General features: G+C 61.2%; 9 protein-coding genes and 1 pseudogene. 8 read left to right on the top strand and 2 right to left on the bottom strand.

The genetic code is table 11. The annotated features are described in order from the left end of the window. Nucleotides 1-315: 315 nt before the first annotated feature. From CI41S_RS18575 to CI41S_RS18565, 3 genes and pseudogenes are all read left to right on the top strand, one after another. Nucleotides 316-1569 (top strand): efflux RND transporter periplasmic adaptor subunit, encoded by a 1254-nt coding sequence (locus tag CI41S_RS18575; RefSeq protein WP_139860976.1) that lies wholly within the window; start codon nt 316-318, stop codon nt 1567-1569. Next, nucleotides 1566-4738 (top strand): annotated as a pseudogene (locus CI41S_RS18570) (efflux RND transporter permease subunit). The gene CI41S_RS18575 and the pseudogene CI41S_RS18570 overlap by 4 nt, the downstream one beginning before the upstream one ends. Nucleotides 4739-5054: 316 nt before the next feature. Beyond that, nucleotides 5055-10940, top strand: coding sequence for an ATP-binding sensor histidine kinase (locus tag CI41S_RS18565; RefSeq protein ID WP_139860975.1), 5886 nt, complete (start codon nt 5055-5057; stop codon nt 10938-10940). Here the strand turns inward: CI41S_RS18565 and CI41S_RS18560 are convergent. Next, complete coding sequence (locus CI41S_RS18560) at nt 10935-11327, bottom strand: response regulator transcription factor (protein WP_139860974.1); 393 nt, start codon at nt 11325-11327, stop codon at nt 10935-10937. The two genes, CI41S_RS18565 and CI41S_RS18560, sit on opposite strands and share 6 nt — an antisense overlap. Nucleotides 11328-11558: 231 nt before the next feature. On the opposite strand from CI41S_RS18560, the gene CI41S_RS18555 reads away from it, so the two are divergent. From CI41S_RS18555 to CI41S_RS18545, 3 genes are all read left to right on the top strand, one after another. Beyond that, nucleotides 11559-12194, top strand: coding sequence for a response regulator transcription factor (locus tag CI41S_RS18555; RefSeq protein WP_139860973.1), 636 nt, complete (start codon nt 11559-11561; stop codon nt 12192-12194). Between the two features lie 360 nt (nt 12195-12554). Continuing rightward, the gene (locus tag CI41S_RS18550) at nt 12555-13445 is read left to right on the top strand and encodes a LysR family transcriptional regulator (protein ID WP_139860972.1); all 891 of its coding nucleotides are present in this window, start codon (nt 12555-12557) and stop codon (nt 13443-13445) included. A gap of 397 nt (nt 13446-13842) precedes the next feature. Next, nucleotides 13843-14130, top strand: coding sequence for a hypothetical protein (locus CI41S_RS18545; RefSeq protein WP_244626584.1), 288 nt, complete (start codon nt 13843-13845; stop codon nt 14128-14130). Between the two features lie 396 nt (nt 14131-14526). Here the strand turns inward: CI41S_RS18545 and CI41S_RS43545 are convergent, their stop codons facing one another. Then, nucleotides 14527-14700, bottom strand: coding sequence for a hypothetical protein (locus tag CI41S_RS43545; protein WP_172628095.1), 174 nt, complete (start codon nt 14698-14700; stop codon nt 14527-14529). 204 nt (nt 14701-14904) lie between these two features. On the opposite strand from CI41S_RS43545, the gene CI41S_RS18540 reads away from it, so the two are divergent. Next, complete coding sequence (locus CI41S_RS18540) at nt 14905-18009, top strand: DEAD/DEAH box helicase (protein ID WP_139861092.1); 3105 nt, start codon at nt 14905-14907, stop codon at nt 18007-18009. Nucleotides 18010-18711: 702 nt separating this feature from the next. Beyond that, nucleotides 18712-19566, top strand: a complete 855-nt coding sequence (locus CI41S_RS18535; protein ID WP_139860971.1) for an N-acyl homoserine lactonase family protein — start codon at nt 18712-18714, stop codon at nt 19564-19566. Nucleotides 19567-19655 lie beyond the last annotated feature (89 nt).

Here is a 19655-nt window from a genome sequence, read left to right as displayed (position 1 = left end):
TTCGCGAGCGCCTGCCGGGGGCTAATGCACGCGAATCAGAAGCCTCCGCAGAATAAAAACATCGCGGCTTCGAGTGCCATGCGGCTCGTGACCTTCCTTGCTACGGCATCACGCTCGCGCGGCGAGCGGCAATAACGGCCGTTTATCGACTCCATGGCGAGAGGTGATTTCCGTCGCCAGCGTTGCAAGGTCATTGTCCGAAGCATCGTCGAGCCGAAACTTGCAGATACGCGAGCGACATGTGGAAAGCGACGGAAGATCAAGAAGGCGGTGGGTCGATATGCAGAGCAACGACGTAATCGAAATCGTCGCGCCATGGGCACGCTGACACTGCGGCTCGGCGGGATCTTGGCGGCAGCGAAGCATCCGGCTTCGGCGCACGGTGTGTTTCGTCGTTTTCCGCGATGCGGCGGCGCACCGATCGGTCTGCTGTTCGCGCTGTCGCTCGCTGGTTGCGACGAGAAGGCGCAATCGCAGGCGGCCGTGCCTCCGTCGCCGCCGGTGACAGTCGCGCAACCGGTCAAGCGTACGGTCACCGACTGGGACGAGTTCACCGGCCGCTTCGAGGCGATCGAGGAGGTCCAGGTCCGCGCCCGCGTCGGCGGCTTCGTCAACAGCGTCGAATTCAAGGACGGTGCGATCGTCCATGCCGGCGATCTGCTCTATATCATCGATCCGCGCCCGTTCGAGGCGGTCGCCTCGCAGGCTCAGGGCCAGCTCGACGACGCGCGGGCCAAGGCAGAACTCGCTAAGCGTGAACTCGACCGTGGCCTGAACCTGGTCCAGACCAGCGCAGTTTCGGTACAGGTCGTCGATCAGCGCCGTCAAGCCTTGCAGGCTGCTTATGCTGCCGAGACGCAGGCCGAGGGTGCGCTGAAGGCCGCGCAGCTCAATGTTGAATTCACCCACGTGCTGGCGCCGATCACGGGCCGCGTCAGTCGCCATCTGGTGACCCCGGGCAACCTCGTGCAGGGTGCCGACAGCGGCGCTACGTTGCTCACCTCGATCGTGTCGCTCGATCCGATCTACATCTATTTCGACGTCGACGAGGTGACCTATCAGCGCAACAGCAAGCTGTGGTTCGAAGGCAAACGGCCGAGTTCGCGCGATACGTCAAATCCCGTGCAGGTCACGCTGACCGGCGAGACCAAGCCTTCGCATGAGGGGAAGATGGACTTCCTTGACAATCGTCTGGACATCTCGACCGCGACGCTGCGCAGCCGCGCGATCGTCCCGAATAAGGATCTCTCGATCCTGCCGGGGCAGTTTGGCCGCGTCAGGATCATCGGCTCGTCGCCCTACGAGGCGCTGCTGATCCCGGACGCTGCGATCGCCACCGACCAGTCGCGCAAGATCGTGTTCGTGGTCAAGGCGGACAACACGGTAGAGGCAAGGCCGGTGGTGCTCGGGCCGCTCGATGAAGGGCTGCGCGTGATTCGCGAGGGCCTCAAGGCGGAGGATCACGTCATCGTCGACGGGCTGCAGCGTGCCCGCGTCGGCGCCAAGGTGACACCGAAAATGGCACAGACGCCGGCAGGCGACAAGGCCACGGCAGGTGCCAAGCCATGAATCTCGGAAAGCTTTCCATCAACCAGCCCATCTTGGCGATGGTACTGTCGATCGTGCTTGTGATCGTCGGCACGATCGCCTACCAGACGCTGCCGGTCTCGGAATATCCGCAGGCGGTGCCACCAACCGTGACCGTCACCACGCAATATCCGGGCGCCTCGGCGCAGACCGTAGCCGACACCGTCGCCGCCCCGATCGAGCAGGAGATCAACGGCGTCGAGGATATGCTGTATCTCTACAGCCAGGCGACCTCGAACGGCCAGCTCACCATCACCGTCACCTTCAAGCTCGGCATCGACCTCGACAAGGCGCAGGTTCTGGTTCAGAACCGCGTCGCGATCGCGCAGCCGCGGCTGCCCGACGAGGTGCAGCGCAACGGTGTCGTCACCCGCAAGAACTCGCCAGACATCCTGATGGCCGTGTTCGTGCTGTCGCCCGACGATACCGTCGATCAGCTCTACATTTCCAACTACACACTGCTGCAGGTCCGTGATCAGCTTTTGCGGCTTGACGGCGTCGGTGACATCCAGATGTTCGGCGCGCGCGACTACTCGATGCGGCTGTGGCTCGATCCCGACCGAATCGCTGATGTTGGCCTGACATCGAGCGAGGTGCTGGCAGCGATCCGCGCCCAGAACCTGCAGATCACCGGCGGACAGATCGCGGAGCCGCCGATCGCCGATCGCGCACTCCAGCCGAACCTCGTCTTCACCGGCCGCCTCAAGGATATCAGCCAGTTCGAGGACATTGTGGTGAAGGCCGGCTCGGACGGCCGCACCGTGCGGCTGCGCGACGTCGCTCGCGTCGAGCTCGGTGCGCTGTCCTACGCCACCAGCAGCCGCATATTGCGCAAGTCGGCCGTTGCAATGGTGGTGACGCAACGGCCCGGATCGAATGCGCTCGCCACAGCGAAGGCAATCTCCACCACAATGGCGAAACTGAAGGAAAGTTTTCCGAAGGGGCTCGACTACAATATCGGCTACAACCCCACAGAATTCATCGCCCAATCGGTCCATGAGCTCATTAAGACGGTGTACGAGGCGATGGCGCTCGTCGTCATCGTAGTGCTGGTGTTTTTGCAGGGGTGGCGGCCTGCGATCATTCCGATCATCGCGATCCCGGTGTCGCTGGTCGGCACCTTCGCGGTGATGGCCGCGCTCGGCTTCTCGATCAACAATCTGACGCTGTTCGGCCTCGTGCTCGCGGTCGGCATCGTGGTCGACGACGCCATCGTGGTTGTCGAAAATGTCGAACGACATCTCCGGCACGGTATGAGCCGGCGCGAGGCGGCACTCAAGACCATGGAAGAGGTCGGCGGCGCGCTGGTCTCGATCGCGCTGGTGCTGTGCGCGGTGTTCGTACCGACCGCGTTCCTCGGCGGCATCTCCGGGCAGTTCTTCCAGCAATTCGCGGTCACCATTGCGGTCGCGACCGCGATCTCCTGCTTCTGCTCGCTGACGCTGTCGCCGGCACTGGCCTCGCAGGTCCTTACTCCGCACGAGGAGAAACGTCCGCCGGCGCGCTGGAACATCATTGCGCGCGGCTGGCACGCCTTCACCACGCTGTTCAACCGCATCTTTGATCGCCTGGCGTACGGCTACGCGACCGCCGCCGACTTCGTGATCCGGCATACGGTGATGCTGCTCGTGATCTATCTCGCACTGATCGGCAGCGCCGGCTGGCTGCTCGCCACCACCGCGCAGGGCTTCATTCCCGCGCAGGATCGCGGTTACCTCATCGTCTCGGTGCAACTGCCAGGCGCCGCGTCGCTGGCGCGGACCGCCGAGATGGTGCGCGAGATCGAGCGGATTGCGCTGGACACACCAGGTATCGTCCGTGTCGGGGCGTTCAGCGGCTTCTCCGGCGCGACGCGGACGCAGGTCGGCAATGCTGCGGCGTTGTTCCCGGTGTTCGACGAGCCGGAGGCACGGCAGAGGAAGGGATTGTCGGCCAACGCGATCACGGCCGATCTACGCAAGCGGCTGTCGGTGATCCAGGGCGCTTTCATCATCGTGATTCCACCGCCTGCGGTGCCGGGCATCGGCACCGGCGGCGGCTTCGCCATCCGAATCCAGGATCGACAAGGGCGCGGTCCCGAGCTGCTCGCAGCCGCGACCGACGAGCTCGTGGCCGCCGCGCGGAAGTCGCCAAACCTGACCTCGGTGTTCTCACCTTTCACGGCGAATACGCCGCAGCTGTTCGTCGATATCGATCGCGTCAAGGCCCAGAAGCTCGGGGTCCCCATCGCCAACATCACCGACACGATCGAGACTTACTTCGGATCGGCCTATGTCAACGACTTCAACCTGTTCGGACGCACCTATCACGTCACCGCGCAGGCCGATCTCCCGTTCCGCAAGGAGACCTCTGATCTCGCGCGGCTGCGTACCCGCAATGCGGCCGGCGACATGGTGATGCTCGGCAGCATCGTGGGCTTCAAGGACACCTCGGGACCCGATCGCGTCGCGCGCTACAACCTCTACTCGGCGTCCGAGGTGCAGGGTGAGCCGGCGCCGGGCGTGAGCTCGGCGACGGCGCTCAACACCATCAAGAAGCTCGCCGACGAAACATTGCCAAGCGGCTTTTCCCTCGAATGGACCGATCTGTCCTATCAACAGGTGACGGGTGGCAATGCCGGCCTCTATGTGTTTCCGATCTGCGTGCTGTTCGTTTATCTGGTGCTGGCGGCGCAATATGGCAGCTGGACGCTACCGTTCGCGGTTATCCTGATCGTGCCGATGTGCCTGTTCGCGGCAACCATCGGCGTTCGCATCATGGGCCAGGACGTCAACATCCTGACCCAGATCGGCTTCGTGGTGTTGGTGGGCCTTGCCGCCAAAAACGCGATCCTGATCGTCAGTTCGCGCGCGACATCGAGCTCGAGGGCAGGTCGCGGCTCGACGCCGTCATTGAGGCCTGCCGGTTGCGGCTGCGGCCGATCCTGATGACGTCGTTCGCCTTCATCTTCGGCGTGCTGCCGCTGGTGGTGTCGACCGGTTCCGGCTCGGAGATGCGCCAGGCGGTTGGCGTCGCCGTGTTCTTCGGCATGCTCGGCGTCACGCTGTTCGGCCTAATCTTCACGCCGATCTTCTACATGGTGGTGCGCAACCTCGCAGAAGGCAGGAACGAGGGCAGGCCGACCCGAACGATCGCGGCCGCGGCGGAGTGAGTCGCGGCGGCGCCGATGCGCGACGAAGCCGGAGTACTATCTCCGTTACGTTCCAGGGTCGGTGAGCTGCGCCAACTGCTGGCGCTCGCGATGGCTGAGTTCCAGCTCGAGCCTCTGCACGCTCTGGGCGGGCAAATCACTCCAAATTGCTGCTAAACGAAGCGGGATCCGCCTCCGCCGTACCCGGCAAGACGGAGGGCGGCTGGCATTTCCCGGGTGATGGAGTACGATTTCTCCAGGCCGGGTGAGGCCGCGCGTGTGGCGAAGAGCTTGATCAGCCCGCTTCAAGCCGAAGCCCGAGGCCGGAGTCTGACAGATGGTGCAGCAGTCGCTGAACGTCGCGTACTCGAACGGCAGCTCTCAGGTGTTGTGGGAGGACGGCGAGCGCGTGTTCAGTCGCGGCTGGCGACTGGATGACAATGGCAACCGAGTTGCCGTGCTTTTTGTTGCCTCTGCCGCCGACCACCCGTCGCTGACGAGACTCGATCGCCTGACGCACGAATACGAGCTAAAAGATGAACTCGACGGGGCGTGGGCGGTGCGGCCGCTGGCCCTCATGCGCGACGCCGGTCGGATCGTGCTAGTGCTCGATGATCCGGGCGGGGAGCCGCTCGACCGTTTGCTCGGTGGGCCGATGGAGGTAGGACGCTTCCTGCACCTGGCTATCGCTGTTACCTCGGCTCTGGGCAAGCTTCATCAGCGCGGGCTCATCCATAAAGACATCAAGCCGGCTAATATCGTGGTGAACTGCGCGGATGGGCACGTGCGGCTCACCGGGTTTGGCATCGCCTCGCGCCTGTCCCGCGAGCGGCAGGCACCCGAGCCGCCCGAGACCATCGCCGGTACGCTTGCCTACATGGCACCCGAACAAACCGGGCGGATGAACCGCTCGATCGACGCCCGCAGCGATCTCTACGCCCTCGGCGTCACGCTGTACCAGATGATCACCGGCGTTCTGCCCTTCACGGCGGCCAATCCGATGGAATGGGTGCACTGCCATATTGCAAGACCACCGGCGCCGCCCGGCGAGCGATTGAAAAACCTCCCAGGCTCCGTCTCTGCGATAATTATGAAGCTGCTCGCCAAGACTGCTGAGGAGCGTTACCAGACGGCTGCAGGCGCCGAGAGCGATCTACGGCGTTGCCTTGCTGAATGGGAAAGCCGAGGCGATATCGACGAATTCCCGCCCGGGGAACACGACACTCCGGACCGGCTGCTGACCCCCGAGAAATTGTATGGTCGGACAACCGAGATCGATACCCTGCTTGCCTCCTTCGACCGTATCGCCGCCGGCGGCAGGCCGGAGTTGGTGCTGGTTTCCGGATACGCCGGCATCGGCAAGTCCGCGGTCGTCAACGAGCTTCATAAGCCACTTGTTCTGCCCCGCGGTCTTTTTGCATCGGGCAAGTTTGACCAGTACAAGCGCGACATCCCCTATGCCACCCTTGCGCAGGCCTTTCAGAGCCTGATCCGCCCGCTCTTGAGCAAGACCGAAGTGGAGCTGCGGCAATGGCGCGAGGCGCTGCTCGAGACGCTCGAACCGAACGCTCGGCTCATTGTTGATCTCGTCCCGGAATTGAAGCACATCATCGGCGAACAGCCACCGGTCCCCGAGCTACCGCCACAGGATGCGCAGGGCCGTTTTCAGCTGGTGTTCCGGCGATTTATCAGCGTATTCGCGCGGCCGGAACATCCGCTCGCCTTGTTCCTCGACGACCTCCAATGGCTCGATGCAGCAACGCTCGATTTACTCGAGGATCTGTTGACCCGGCCGGATGTGCAGAACCTGCTGTTGATTGGCGCTTACCGCGACAACGAAGTCGATCCCATCCACCCGCTGATGCGCAAGCTCGAAGCGATGCGCCTAGCTGGAGCGATATTGCAAGACATCGTATTGTCACCCCTGACCTGTGAAGACTTGGGGCAACTCATCGCGGATTCTGTTCACAGCGAACCGGAGAGAATCGCGCCGCTGGCACAGCTGATCCACGAGAAGACAACCGGCAATCCGCTTTTCGCTATTCAGTTCATTTCTGCGCTCGCCGACGAAGCGTTGCTCACTTTCGATTATGGCGAGGCGCAATGGTGCTGGGACCTGAATCGCATTCACGCCAAAGGTTACACCGACAATGTGGTGGACCTTATGGTGGGAAAGCTGAACCGCCTGTCCGCCGAAACCCGCAACGCATTGCGGAAGCTCGCCTGCCTGGGCAACGTCGCAGGGTTCACCATGTTGCGGATCGTTTACCAGATCTCCGAGGAGCAGATGCACGGCCAGCTCTGGGAAGCGGTGCGAGCAGGGCTGATCTTTCGTTCGGAGGATTCCTACAAGTTTCTCCACGACCATGTCCAGGAAGCCGCCTACTCCTTGATTCCGGAGGAATCGCGTGCCGAAGCCCATCTCCGAATAGGGATGCTGCTCGCAGCTCAGACCCCCCCAGAGAAGCTGGAAGAGGCGATATTCGAAATCGTCAATCAGCTCAACCGCGGCTCGCATCTCATCACGTCAATTGAGGAGCTTGAGCGCGTCGCAGAGTTGAATTTAATTGCAGGCAGACGCGCCAAGACCTCGACAGCCTATGCCTCTGCGCTGAACTATCTGCTCTCCGGCGCGGCACTGCTGCCAGCGGACTCTTGGGAGCGCCGGCACGACCTGATCTTTGAGCTGGAGCTGCACCGGGCCGAATGCGAGTTCCTCACCGGTGCACTGGCGGAAGCCGAGCAGCGCCTGGCCGTGCTGCCGGCCCGGGCCGCAACGACGATCGAACGAGCCCGCATCACATGCCTGCAGGTGGATCTTTACACGACCCTGGATCAGGGCAGCCGCGCCATTGCAGTCGGTCTCGACTATCTCCGCCAACTGGGCATCAATTGGTCGCCGCACCCGACGGAAGAAGAGGCCCGACGCGAGTATGAGCGGATCTGGTCCCAACTCGGCTCCCGCACGATAGAAAGCCTCATCGATCTGCCTTTGATGGGCGATGCCGCATTGCTCGCGACCCTCGATGTCCTGACGAAGCTCGGGCCGCCCGCCCACTATACGGATGCGAAACTACGTTCGATGGTCATCTGTCGAGCAGCCAATCTCAGCCTCGAGGGCGGCAATTGTGACGGCTCTTGCTACGCCTATGCAGTGCTTGCCAGGCTAGCTGGACCGGAATTCGGCGACTACGAGGCGGGACTTCGATTCGGCCGTCTCGGCTATGAACTGGTCGAGCAGCGCGGGCTAAAGCGTTTCCAGGCCAGAACCTATTTGAACTTTGGATATTTACTCATGTTCTGGACGAGGCACGTCCGGGAAGGTCGTGATCTGCTGCGGCGTGCGTTTGAGACGGCAAACCAGATCGGTGACCTCACTTTTGCGGCGTACTACTACACCCACCTGAACACGTATCTTCTCGCGGCGGGCGATCCGCTCGATAACGTGCAAGTCGAGGTCGAGCATGGTCTCGCATTCGCGCGGGACATACAGTTCGGTTTTGCGAGTGACTCCATCGCCGGCCAGCTTGGGCTGATTCGGACGCTCCGCGGCTTGACGCCGATTTTCGGTTGCTTTGACGATGGGCAGTTTGACGAAGACCTACTGGAGTCCCGCTTCTGCAGGAATCCGGATCTGAAGTTGGCCGAGGGCTCGTATTGGACCCGCAAGCTGCAGGCACGCTTCTTTGCCGGCGACTATGCGGGTGCCCTCGAAGCCTCATTGAGGGCGCAACAGCTGCAGCCGACATCGGCGTCTTTTTTCGAATGTGCGGAATACCACTTTTACAGTGCGCTCTCCAGAGCAGCATCCTGCGAGTCCGCGGCGGCCGGCCGATGGCAGGAGCATGTCAGGGCGCTGGCCGCGCACCACCGGCAGCTCGAGGTCTGGGCAACGGCTTGCCCGGAGAACTTCGAGAACCGCGCCGCACTCGTCGGGGCGGAGATCGCCCGGATCCAAGGCCGCGCTCTCGATGCCGAACATCTTTACGAGCGCGCCATCCACTCGGCACACACGCACGGCTTTGTCCACAACGAGGCGATCGCCAACGAAGTCGCTGCACGCTTTTATGCCGCACGAGGGCTCAAGAAGATCGCGCATGCCTATCTGCAGGACGCGCGGTACGCATACATCCGTTGGGGAGCCGACGGCAAGGTACGCCAACTCGACGAGTTGTATCCGCACCTCAGGGAGGAAAAGCCGGGTGCCGGCCCCACAAGCACGATCGGGGCACCGGTCGAACAACTGGACCTGGCTACTGTTATCAAAGTCTCGCAAGCCGTGTCGGGCGAGATCGTTCTAGAGAAACTGGTCGACACGCTGATGCGCACAGCGATTGAGCACGCGGGGGCCGGGCGAGGTCTGTTGATCCTTGCGGTAGGTGATGGGTATCGGATTGAGGCAGAAGTCACGACCAGCAATAATACGGTGACCGTCGGTCAGCGACGAGCGAGTGTAACCGCCGCAGATCTACCGGAGTCCATCCTAAACTACGTGATCCGGACGAAAGAGAGCATTCTTCTCCACGATGCCGCAGCCGCGAACCCGTTTTCTGCCGACAAGTACATTCATCAGCATCACGCCCGTTCAATTCTCTGCCTGCCGTTGCTCAAACAGGGCAGGTTGGCGGGTGTGCTCTACCTCGAAAATAACCTGACGGCCCACGTTTTCACGCCTGGCCGCGTCACAGTGTTGAAGGTGCTTGCGTCGCAGGCGGCAATCTCGCTCGAAAATTCGCGGCTCTATGACGACCTCGCGGATCGGGAAGGGAAGATTAGGTGTTTGGTCGACGCCAACATCATTGGGATCGTCATTGCTGACCGCGAAGGACGGATCCTCGAAGCTAATGACGCGTTTCTACGCATCGTGGGATATGACCGTGAGGACCTGGTCTGGGGTCGACTGCACCGGACTGGGCTGATCCCGCCGGAGTGGCGCGAGCTCGACAAACGCGCTTGGGAAGAACTGAACTCGACTGGAAGGCTTCAGCCCTTCGAGCAAGCCTATGTTCGGAAGGACGGCAGCCGGGTGCCTGTGCTTGTTGGCGCCGCGCTGTTCAAGGAAGGAGGTGACCAGGGCCTTGCGTTCGTCCTCGACCTGACCGAGCGCAAGCGCGTCGAGGAAGCGCTTAGCCAAGCACAGAGACTCAGCCGCACTGGCAATTGGATCTACAACGCGACGACGATGCGTTACCTCTATTGGTCGGACGAGAGTTACAGGATCTGGGGGTTTGATCCGCTGCAGGGCCTTCCAAGTCGACAAAGCATGTGGGAGCGCATTCACCCTGAGGACCGCGACAGAGTGTGGCGAGCGGTTCAGGAGGCCGTGCACCAGAAAAGAGATCTCATGGCCGAGTTCAGACTCCTGCTACCTGACGGAACAATCAAATGGGTGGAAGGAACTAGCTATCATGTGTTTTCCCCCCGAGACACGCTGGCTGAGGTTATCACCACAACCGTCGACGTGACGGAACGAAAACGAGCACAGGGCGAACATGAAAGGCTGCGCCAGCTCGAGTTGGATTTCACTCATATGAACCGGGTGAGCATGATGGGAGAATTGGCCGCCTCGCTGTCTCACGAAATTCTGCATCCGATCGCGACCGCTCGTAACAATGCCCGTGCAGGGATGCGCTTTTTGGAAATGAACCCGCCAAATCTGGATGAGACCAGGGAAGCGCTCGCTTGCGTTGTCAGGGACACGGACCGAGCCAAAGATATCGTCGGACGGATGCGCGATCACATCAAGAAAGCGCCTCTGCGAAAAGAGCGTTTTGATCTCAATCCGGCTACCAACGAAGTGATTGTACTGGCGCAAAGCGTGATCCACAGGAATGGCGTCTCGGTCCAGGCTCTGCTTGCGGACGGTGTGGTTCCGGTTCTGGCAGATCGCATTCAACTCCAACAGGTCTTGCTGAACCTGATTCTGAACGCGGCTGAAGCGATGGGCTCGGTTGAGGAAGGGCCAAGAGAGCTGTTGATCAGCACCGAGCAGGATCAGGCAGGCGCCCTCGTAGCCGTACGCGATTCCGGGCCAGGCGTTGATGCGCAGGATCTCGATCGAGTCTTCGACGCCTTTTACACCACGAAGTCCAGTGGAACAGGGATGGGGTTGTCGATATGCCGTTCCATTATCCATGCTCATGGGGGCAAGTTGTGGGCGGAAGCGAACGAACCTCGCGGCGCCGTATTTCGGTTCACCCTGCCGGCGGACAACGACTCATGAATTGTCCTCAATCGAAGTACCTGGCTGTAGAGCCGAACGCAGGCATCGCTCGAGATAGTCGTCGTCCACTGGCTTGCTGAGGTAGCAAACGATCCCATCCTTTAGAGCCCGATCCCTGACGACCTCATCGGGGTAGGCGGTAACGAGGATGGTCGGGATTGCGTACCCAGCATCGACCAAATGCCTGTGCAGCTCGAGCCCGGTCATTCCGGGCATGTGAACGTCGGCGATCAGGCAGGTAGTTTCCGGCAAAAGGCGTGACGCCAGGAATTCGGCTGCTGACGGAAACGCCTCGACAGTGTAGCCCATTGACACCACGAGCTTTCGCATCGACTCACGATAGAGCTGATCATCGTCGACGATGGATATCAGTGTTCGGTTCAACATTGCCGGTTCCAGGCACCTTCCTCGTCCCCCGCACTGGCGGCATAGCTCGTGCCTGCATGCGATTTCTAATGTCCGGGACATTCTCCAATAATGCAATGACCGCGCCCGTAAGCGATGGCTTAGGCGTCCGGCTATCCGCTTAGGCGAAAGATGCCTGTTCATCTCGACTGATTGTGGGTAGAATGATGCCGGAATAGGAAAAATGCGCTCCCCCACGCAGGATGTCGGAGAATGGGCGAGGCAAATCCCTGTGTCTTGGTTATCGATGACGATCCCGAGTTTCGCGACTCGGTCGTGCGGCTGTTGCGGACAGTCGGCTTACCTGCCCGACAATTTTCGTCTGTTCCCGAGTTTCTCAAGGCCGATCCGCCGGACGGTCCCACTTGCCTGGTGCTCGACGTGAGAATGCCGGGACGAAGCGGTCTTGAGCTTCAGCGCGACCTTGTCGCTGCAAAGAGGCAAGTGCCGATTATCTTCATCACGGCGCACGCCGACGTGCCGATGACCGTGCAGGCGATGAAGGGCGGTGCGATAGAGTTCCTTACAAAGCCATTCCGTGATCAGGACCTGCTTGACGCCATCGAGGGCGGCCTCGCTCGCGATCGTGCCCGCCGAGAGAGTGACAGCGCATTGGCTGCGCTCAAGGAGCGTTTCGACATGCTCAGCTCCCGTGAGCGTGAAGTTATGCTCGGCGTCGTGGCCGGTCGCCTGAACAAACAGATTGCCAACGATATCGGCATCGCCGAATCCACGGTGAAGGTGCATCGCGTGAACCTCATGCGGAAGTTGAACGCGCGTTCGCTTCCCGAACTCAGCCGGATGGCGGACCGCCTCGATATAAGACTACAGCACCCGCAGAATTTCTGAGCCGAAAGGCATGTCCCGAGTCTTCTCGCGCGAGGCGTCATTTACTCGCAATGGCGTCCACTGGAGTTTGCTGCGCCGCTGATCTTCTCACTTAAGTGTCCATCCGGCGAACGGATTCTGGCCGCGAGGTTTACTTCCTCACTTCTAGTCTAAGCGATCGCTTAGCGCTGGCAGCGACAGGCGAGCCTCACAATACCTCCGTGCAATCGACCACAGCGCCCCAAGCCACCAACATGCGGCCGTTGACAGTCACCGAGGTCGCCTTCCCCCATTTGGTGAACGACCACGAGCGTCCGAGTCCGGACGGGGCGACGCAAGGCTCGTCAGTATGGACAGCCGCAACTTGACGGAGAACAACCCATGGAGCTTCATCAGGTTCGCTACTTCCTCGCCGTCGCGTCCACGCTCAACTTCACCCGCGCCGCCGAACAATGTAATGTCACGCAGCCCGCGCTGACCAAGGGGGTGCAGAAGCTCGAGCAGGAACTCGGCGGGCAGTTGATCTACCGCGAGCGCCAGCTGACGCAGCTCACCGACCTTGGAAAGGAAGTCTTTCCGATGCTTGAGCGCACAGTGGCCTCGGCGGAGGCGGTGCGTCGCCGAGCCCAGGAGTTCCAGCGCAAGGACGTCGCGCCACTGAAGATCGGCCTGGCCCCATCCATCTCGGCGTCGCTCGTCCTCGATCCGATCGCGGAGATCGCAAACTGCATCCCTGGACTTCACGTCGAACTGCGTGAGGGCGTGGCGGAGAAGCTCGTCGACCTCTTGCTCGAGGGCGAGATCAACGCCGCAATGGTCGGGGATGTGCGGGGTGTGCCCGCCCGCATCGACGACTGGTTGCTGTTCGAGGAGCGCTACGTCGCGGTTCTCGCGCCGACACACCGGCTCGCAAACTGTCCCTCGATCAGCATCGATGACCTCCGCGAGACCGTCTTGCTGGAACGCACCGACTGCGACGTCGCCCCTAAGATCCAGCAGTCGTACTTCCCCGAGGAACCGCCTAACCTCGGCCACTGCAGCGGTCACGACCTGCACCTTCAGCACATGGCCGCCGCCGGCTTTGGCGTGATACTCGCGCCCGAGCACATGCCTCGGCTTCCAACGCTCAAGACCATTCCACTCGAAGGCTCCCCGGTGTCGCGGGAGGTGCGGCTACTGGCTGTGCAGGGGCGCCGCTACTCGCCGGCGCTTGACGCTTTCGTCAAGGTCGCGCGCCTTCGCGACTGGTCGGTCGTCGCTCGGACGGCGTGAAATCGTGGAATGCGTCCAGCTCCGGGGAGAGCATGCGGCGCATGCGTTCACTGCGGCCGGTTCAAAAGCCTCCAAATGCGCTACGCATGAAGCGAACAATGCTGTCGTACAAGTCTTCCCTGACCTCGACAGCCGAACACTGAAGCGCCGCCCTCGGACACTCGCGGTCGACGCGCCAAACTAACCTGCTTCCATGGCGCCGGATGAGTGGAATGGAAACGATAACGACCGGGCATTTCTAATGGTTGGCGTGCCGGCGTACCCTTATCGCTCGTCTAACCGGGCTGGCCCGTGACGAAGTGCTTGCCATCACGGGATCGCGAAATCGCCCTCTTGGGTGGATGCACTTTCCACGTCGCAAAGAACCCGCTCGAGTAACCAAGCAGGGGAGTCTTCGATGTCGTTTCGCTTCATCACCAAATCTATCCACGCCTACTTGATCGACTATCCTGTCGCGGTCGTCTTGATCGCAGCGCCGTTCGTGCTGGGGCTCGGCCAAAGCGGAGCCGCTGCAGTGGAGCTTTCGGTTGTCGTCGGTGTGCCCGCGCTGCTCTTGGCGGTTCTGACCGGCCATCCCACCAGAATTGTCCACATCATTCCCTACTGGCTGCACCGGTGGGTCGATCGCGCGGTCGGGGGGTGGTCTTTGTCATCGCGCCGTTTGCCTTCAAATTCGCTGGGCTGAGCAAACTTCATTGATTTTGTTGGTCTTTTCGATTGCTACTTACGTTCGGAACGCAGGGGCTGCGGGTAGGGAATCGGCGGACTTGTGATTTACAATTCGGTTGCAACCTATTGATCTATATGGCCTCGCTGAGAAGGGTATTTACAGCTAAGCATCTGTAATAACCCGTAAAGGAGCTGACTCTTAATCAGCGGCGCGTGACCCCGCATAGGGCAGGGCCCTTCTTCAGCGGTTCGGCTAAAAGGCGCGTTTGCGCCCGAACTGCACCAAAACTCGTTGCCCTCCGCCGTAACTCTTTGAAATCGCGGCAAATGAGCCCGCCCTCTGAGCGCACCATAAATCGACGCTTTTGTCGGGACCCCCGGGCTGGCCTCGCCGCGATGCCGCGGCTCGTCTTTACGCTTTGACGTTGAGGTGCGCCGTTTTCGGGCATCCTCGCCAAGTGATCGCAGGAAAGATCGCGTCGATCTGTTCGTCTGCAATCATTGCACGCGACGACAGCGCGAAGGACGCAGCCTGATGCTCATTCTCGTCAACGATTTGCGGCGCGACGGCGTTGCTGTTCAACACCGGCGTGAAATCGTAATGAGTTCGGCGAAAGCTTGAGTCGGGAGCACATCGGAATCCATCCTCGATGCTCCCACAAGGCGACCTCGTGTGATTAACAACGGATCCGACGTGGCGAATACCAAGAAGGCCCGCGCTGCTGCTGGCGCGAAGAAGAAAAGCAAGGGATTGACGCGTTCCGGGATCTCATCCTCCTCGCCACTCGGCATGCTGGCGCTGCATCTTCTCGAGCAATGGACGAAGTCCGGGCGTGACGGCATCGTTTTTCTTGCGGAAAGCGAGAACAGGGCGGAGCGGCTGGGCAGCGTGCTGCAGTCACTCGATCCTTCGCTCGAGGTGCTGGTGTTCCCGAGGCTAAATACCTTGCCGTTTGACGGGCTGGAGCCGTCGCGCGAGATCGCCGGCAGGCGAAGTTCGGTGTTGCGGCGTATCGCGAAGAGCAAGAAGCCTGTCTTCCTGGTGTCGACGGTGGAGGCGATCATGGAGCGGTTGCCGTTGCCCGTCAGCTGGGGGCGCCTCAGCATCAGCCTGAAGGTAGGTGCGCGCTACTCCGAGCAGGATCTCAAGGATCGTCTGGAAGCCCTGGAATACGATCTCGACGAAGAGGCGGATTATCCCGGAAGCGTCCTGTTCCACGGAATGACGTTCGAAGTATTTCCTGCCGGCGCCCTTGGGCCGTTCAGAATCGAGCATTCCGGTGGCGTGATCCGCAGAATCGCAGGGGTAGATCCCAACGAACACGACGTCGTCTTCGATACCCAGGAACTGCTCATCGATCCGATGTCGGAACGAATTGCGTTGGGAAGCAAGCGGGCACGGCGGGCGGCGCTGCCGGATTATTGTCAGCGCGCCCACTGGATCGCGGACGCGGGAGTTTCGGGTCACGCCGATAGCTGGCTAAGCACGATCAAGGAGGCGGCCGGCCGCAGGGAGGCGGAGCGGGAGTACCTCGGGCCCGGTGACTGGAAGCGGCTGACCAAACGCATGAGTGCGCTGCCTCGAAAGGCAGCTTACACCGCGACGCCCGATTTCTCGAAAGTTGCCTCGTCGCGAAAAGCTCTCCGCGCATTTGTCGCCGAAACGGAGCGCGCCGGATCGCGGCTGGTCTTTGTTGCGGCGGTGGAGGACGACCTTCGCGCGATGGAGCGAATGAGCGGGATCAGGGCGGAGCGCGTCGCAGATTGGAGCGAGGCGGCGAAGGGGCGGGGTGGAGAAGCGGCGCTCCTGGCTGACTTCGACGGCGGCTTCATCGGTTCGGGCCGCAAGCCGCTTGTCGTCGTGACGGCGACCGACGTGCTCGGCAGCCGGGCCCATCATCCGCAGCCCATGGCCAGAGCATGGAGTGCGGCTTTCGATCATCCGGACGTGCCGGAGCGAGGCACTGTCGTGGTTCATGTGCAGCGGGGGCTGGCCGTGCTCGATGGCTTGCAAACCCTCGACATGGGAAAGGGATCATCCCGCGAGATGATCAGGTTGGCATTTGCGGGGAGTGATGCCGTCCTCATTCCGCCCGCCGACCTTGCGCTGATCTGGCCGTATGCGGCGGAGCTCGGGAAGCTGACATTGGACAGGGCGGATGGAAGTACGTGGTGGACGCGACGTACCAAGGCGGAGCAGGAAATTCAGGTTGCCGCCAAGGCGCTCGCCAAACACATCGCGCAACGGCGTCGCCGGCGCGCTCCCAAGCTGGTCGCTCCCGGTCCCGCATACGAGCGGTTCGTCGCGCGCTTTCCATATTTCACGACCGTCGACCAGGCGACGGCAATTCGGGACGTCCTGGATGATCTTGCGTCGGGTCATCCGATGGACCGGGTCGTCTGCGGCGACGTCGGATTTGGCAAGACCGAGGTTGCTCTGCGCGCGGCGGCCGCCGTTGCGCTGTCGGGCAAACAGGTTGCTGTCGTCGTGCCGACGACCGTTCTGACAAGGCAGCACGTCGCAACCTTCCGTAAACGGTTTGCGCCACTCGGCATCGAGGTAGGAAGCTTGTCGCGAGCCACGTCGGCTCCGGAGATGAAGGGGACGAAGGAAGGTCTGCGAAGGGGAAAAATGAAGGTCGTGGTCGGCACGCAGGCGATCGCATCGAAGGATGTGAAATTCGACAACCTGAGCCTGGTCATTGTCGACGAAGAGCAGCACTTCGGGGCGGCGGAGAAGGCGAAGCTTTCGGGCTTGGCGAAGAGCGTTCATACACTTTGGATGAGTGCCACGCCGATCCCGCGCACGCTTGCGGCAGGTCTCGCGGGGTTCAGGGAGCTGAGCGTGATCGCAACCCCGCCCGTTCATCGGCTTCCGGTCGTGACCAAGATCGCGCCGCTTTCGGATGCCGCCATTGCCGCTGCGTTGCTGCGCGAGAAGCGACGTCACGGGCAAAGTTTCCTGATCTGTCCGCGTATCCAGGATCTGGATCCGCTTTTCACGCGCGTGCAATCGGTGGCGCCGGAACTCAGCATCGTTTGCCTGCATGGCAAGCTACCCGCCGATGAGCTTGACGATCGAATGATGAGCTTCGTCGAAGGTGAGGCCGATGTTCTGTTGGCGACCAATATCGTGGAAAGCGGTCTCGACATTCCGCGCGCGAACACCATCGTGGTCTGCTGGCCGGAAAAATTTGGTCTCGCACAGCTCCACCAACTAAGGGGGCGGGTAGGACGCGGCGGGACGCGCGCCTTCGCCTACATGCTGACCGAATCTAGCTCGGAACAATCCGGGAAGCGTTTAGCTGTTATGGAGGAGTTTAGCAAACCGGGCGCGGGTTTCGCCATCAGCGAGCGCGATCTTGACCTCAGAGGCGCCGGAGATCTGCTGTCCGAACGGCAATCCGGCCACGTGCAAGTTTTCGGCCCCGTACTCTACAGTCATCTACTGAAACAGGCCTCGGAGAAGGCCAACGACCGGTCCGCCGATCTGTGGGTGCCTGACCTCAACCTTCCGCTCGCCGATCTGCTGCCCAAGGACTACGTGCAATCGGAAGCCATGCGCCTCGAGATCTATGGCCGCGCCGCCAGGTGCCGAAGCGAAGACGATCTGGAAGACCTGGAGGAAGAGATCTCGCGCCGCTTCGGCAGACTGCCTTCTGCCGGCCGAGATTTCTTCGCAGCAGCGAGGCTCAGGATCGATTGCAAGCGCCGTGGGATCGTAAGGCTCGATGTCGGGCCGGAGGCTGTCGCGGCGACGTTCCTACCCGGGAGACTGTCGAAATCGAGGACACGGTCGCTGCATCGTGACGGCGATCGCGTCGTTTATGCGAGCAAGACGCACGAGACCCCGTTCGAACGGATAGAGGCTTTCCTGGATGTGCTGGACGAGTGATGGAGACGCAGCTACCTACGAGCGAAAAGTACACGTATCTGGTGCGGTTTCTGGTGCGGTAGCCGCGCCGAGGGCAATCAGGACGAACTAAGCTATTGATCCTCTTGGTGGGCCCGGCGGGATTCGAACCTGCAACCAGACCGTTATGGGCGGGGGGATAAAGGATACGTTCGTTGAATTTGCTACATCTTCGTCCGGGATCAAGCGCATCCGCCGCGATTTGATGCGGTCGTTCTGGTGCGAAACTGGTGCGGCGGACGGGCAAGGTCTGAAGGGCCATGGATTGCCTGAACGCGCCGCCGGTCCCGGTGCCATTGCGCTGGGCTATCGCGGACAGGCCGTAGCCCGGGACGGGAAAACAAAGGCGGAAAGAACGTGAACTGACGACTGACTTCTACCCCCATCCGAGATGTCACGAGTGCAGCGCAGCGTGTTGATGCCGAGACTGGCCGGCAAAAACATGGGTCTGCCCTTTGCCGGGTCGTTTTGCGAACCGCCTGAACCGTATCGTTCTTTCAACTCTGGCCCCGTGGGGGAAAAACATTCCCGTTTGGGCCGGGCGGGACCAACTTGCTTTTGCAAAGGGCCAAACTATTCTTACTGGCTACCCGCCCCGGCCGCGCCAGGCGAGGCAGCCGTGGCTGCAAAGACAGCCCGTAAAACAAAGACGGCCCGTAAAACGAAGGCTCAGGAGGAATTGCCATGACGATCAAGCAGATTGCATTGAGTCTGGCTATCGCACTCGGCCTTGCGAGCGCTGCCACCGCGCAGGAGGGCCCCAAGCTATACGTCTTTACGTCGGGTTCGTTGGGGGGCTTCCCGAAGGTGGCCCTGCAGATGGGGGGTCAAGGCAATATCGATTGGGCGCCCGTGAGCTTCTACGTGCTCAAACATCCCAAGGGAAATGTCATCATCGATACGGGAAACAACGATAAAACGATCACCGATCCCGAAGGTTGGTGGGGACCTCTCGCCAAGGGGTTCGGTCTCAAGATGACAAAGGATGATGCCATTCCCGCACAGCTCGAGAAGATCGGACTGAAGACTGACGACATTAAATTTGTCGTGGTCGGTCACCTGCATCTCGACCACGGCGGGAATGTCAGTCAGTTTCCGAATGCGACGCTCGTTGCCCAGAACGACGAACTGAAGGCCGCCTGGTGGCCGGATGTCGGCTACTCGCTCTATTATATTCCGGGCGACTTCGCCGACACCAAGAAGATGAACATCATCCGCCTCGAGGGCGACCTCGATCTGTTCGATGACGGTTCGGTACGCGTGATGCGGGCTCCCGGCCATACCCCCGGCAGCCAGTTCGTGACCGTCAAATTGCCCAAGACGGGTACCGTTATTCTGACCAGCGACGTGGTCTATCTGAAAGAGAACCTCGACAAGAACCTGATCCCGCCGATTCCGGGCACGTTCAATCCGAGCGATGCCTATCGCAGCTACCAGCGCATTCGGCTGGTTCGCGACGCCAACAATGCCCAGATCTTCTACGGGCACGATCCGGAGGTTTTCAAGGCCACCAAGCACGCGCCAGAGTTCTATGATTGAGCCTTAAGCCCGCGCGGGACGCTCTCTTGAGAGCCCGCGCCGGTCCTCAGGACGAGTTCCCGAAGCGGGGCCGTAGATTCACTTTTCCT

Source organism: Bradyrhizobium ivorense (genome assembly GCF_900696085.1).
GTDB lineage: Bacteria > Pseudomonadota > Alphaproteobacteria > Rhizobiales > Xanthobacteraceae > Bradyrhizobium > Bradyrhizobium ivorense.
This window is presented reverse-complemented; position numbering and strand designations above follow the sequence as displayed.

Bases quoted from the DNA above. Each gene is read 5' to 3' on its own strand.
- CI41S_RS18560 (WP_139860974.1), bottom strand. From the start codon at position 11,327: ATGTTGAACCGAACACTGATATCCATCGTCGACGATGATCAGCTCTAT.
- CI41S_RS18535 (WP_139860971.1), top strand. From the start codon at position 18,712: ATGACGATCAAGCAGATTGCATTGAGTCTGGCTATCGCACTCGGCCTT.
- CI41S_RS18575 (WP_139860976.1), top strand. From the start codon at position 316: ATGGGCACGCTGACACTGCGGCTCGGCGGGATCTTGGCGGCAGCGAAG.
- CI41S_RS18540 (WP_139861092.1), top strand. From the start codon at position 14,905: ATGCTGGCGCTGCATCTTCTCGAGCAATGGACGAAGTCCGGGCGTGAC.
- CI41S_RS18555 (WP_139860973.1), top strand. From the start codon at position 11,559: ATGGGCGAGGCAAATCCCTGTGTCTTGGTTATCGATGACGATCCCGAG.
- CI41S_RS18545 (WP_244626584.1), top strand. From the start codon at position 13,843: ATGTCGTTTCGCTTCATCACCAAATCTATCCACGCCTACTTGATCGAC.
- CI41S_RS18550 (WP_139860972.1), top strand. From the start codon at position 12,555: ATGGAGCTTCATCAGGTTCGCTACTTCCTCGCCGTCGCGTCCACGCTC.
- CI41S_RS18565 (WP_139860975.1), top strand. From the start codon at position 5,055: ATGGTGCAGCAGTCGCTGAACGTCGCGTACTCGAACGGCAGCTCTCAG.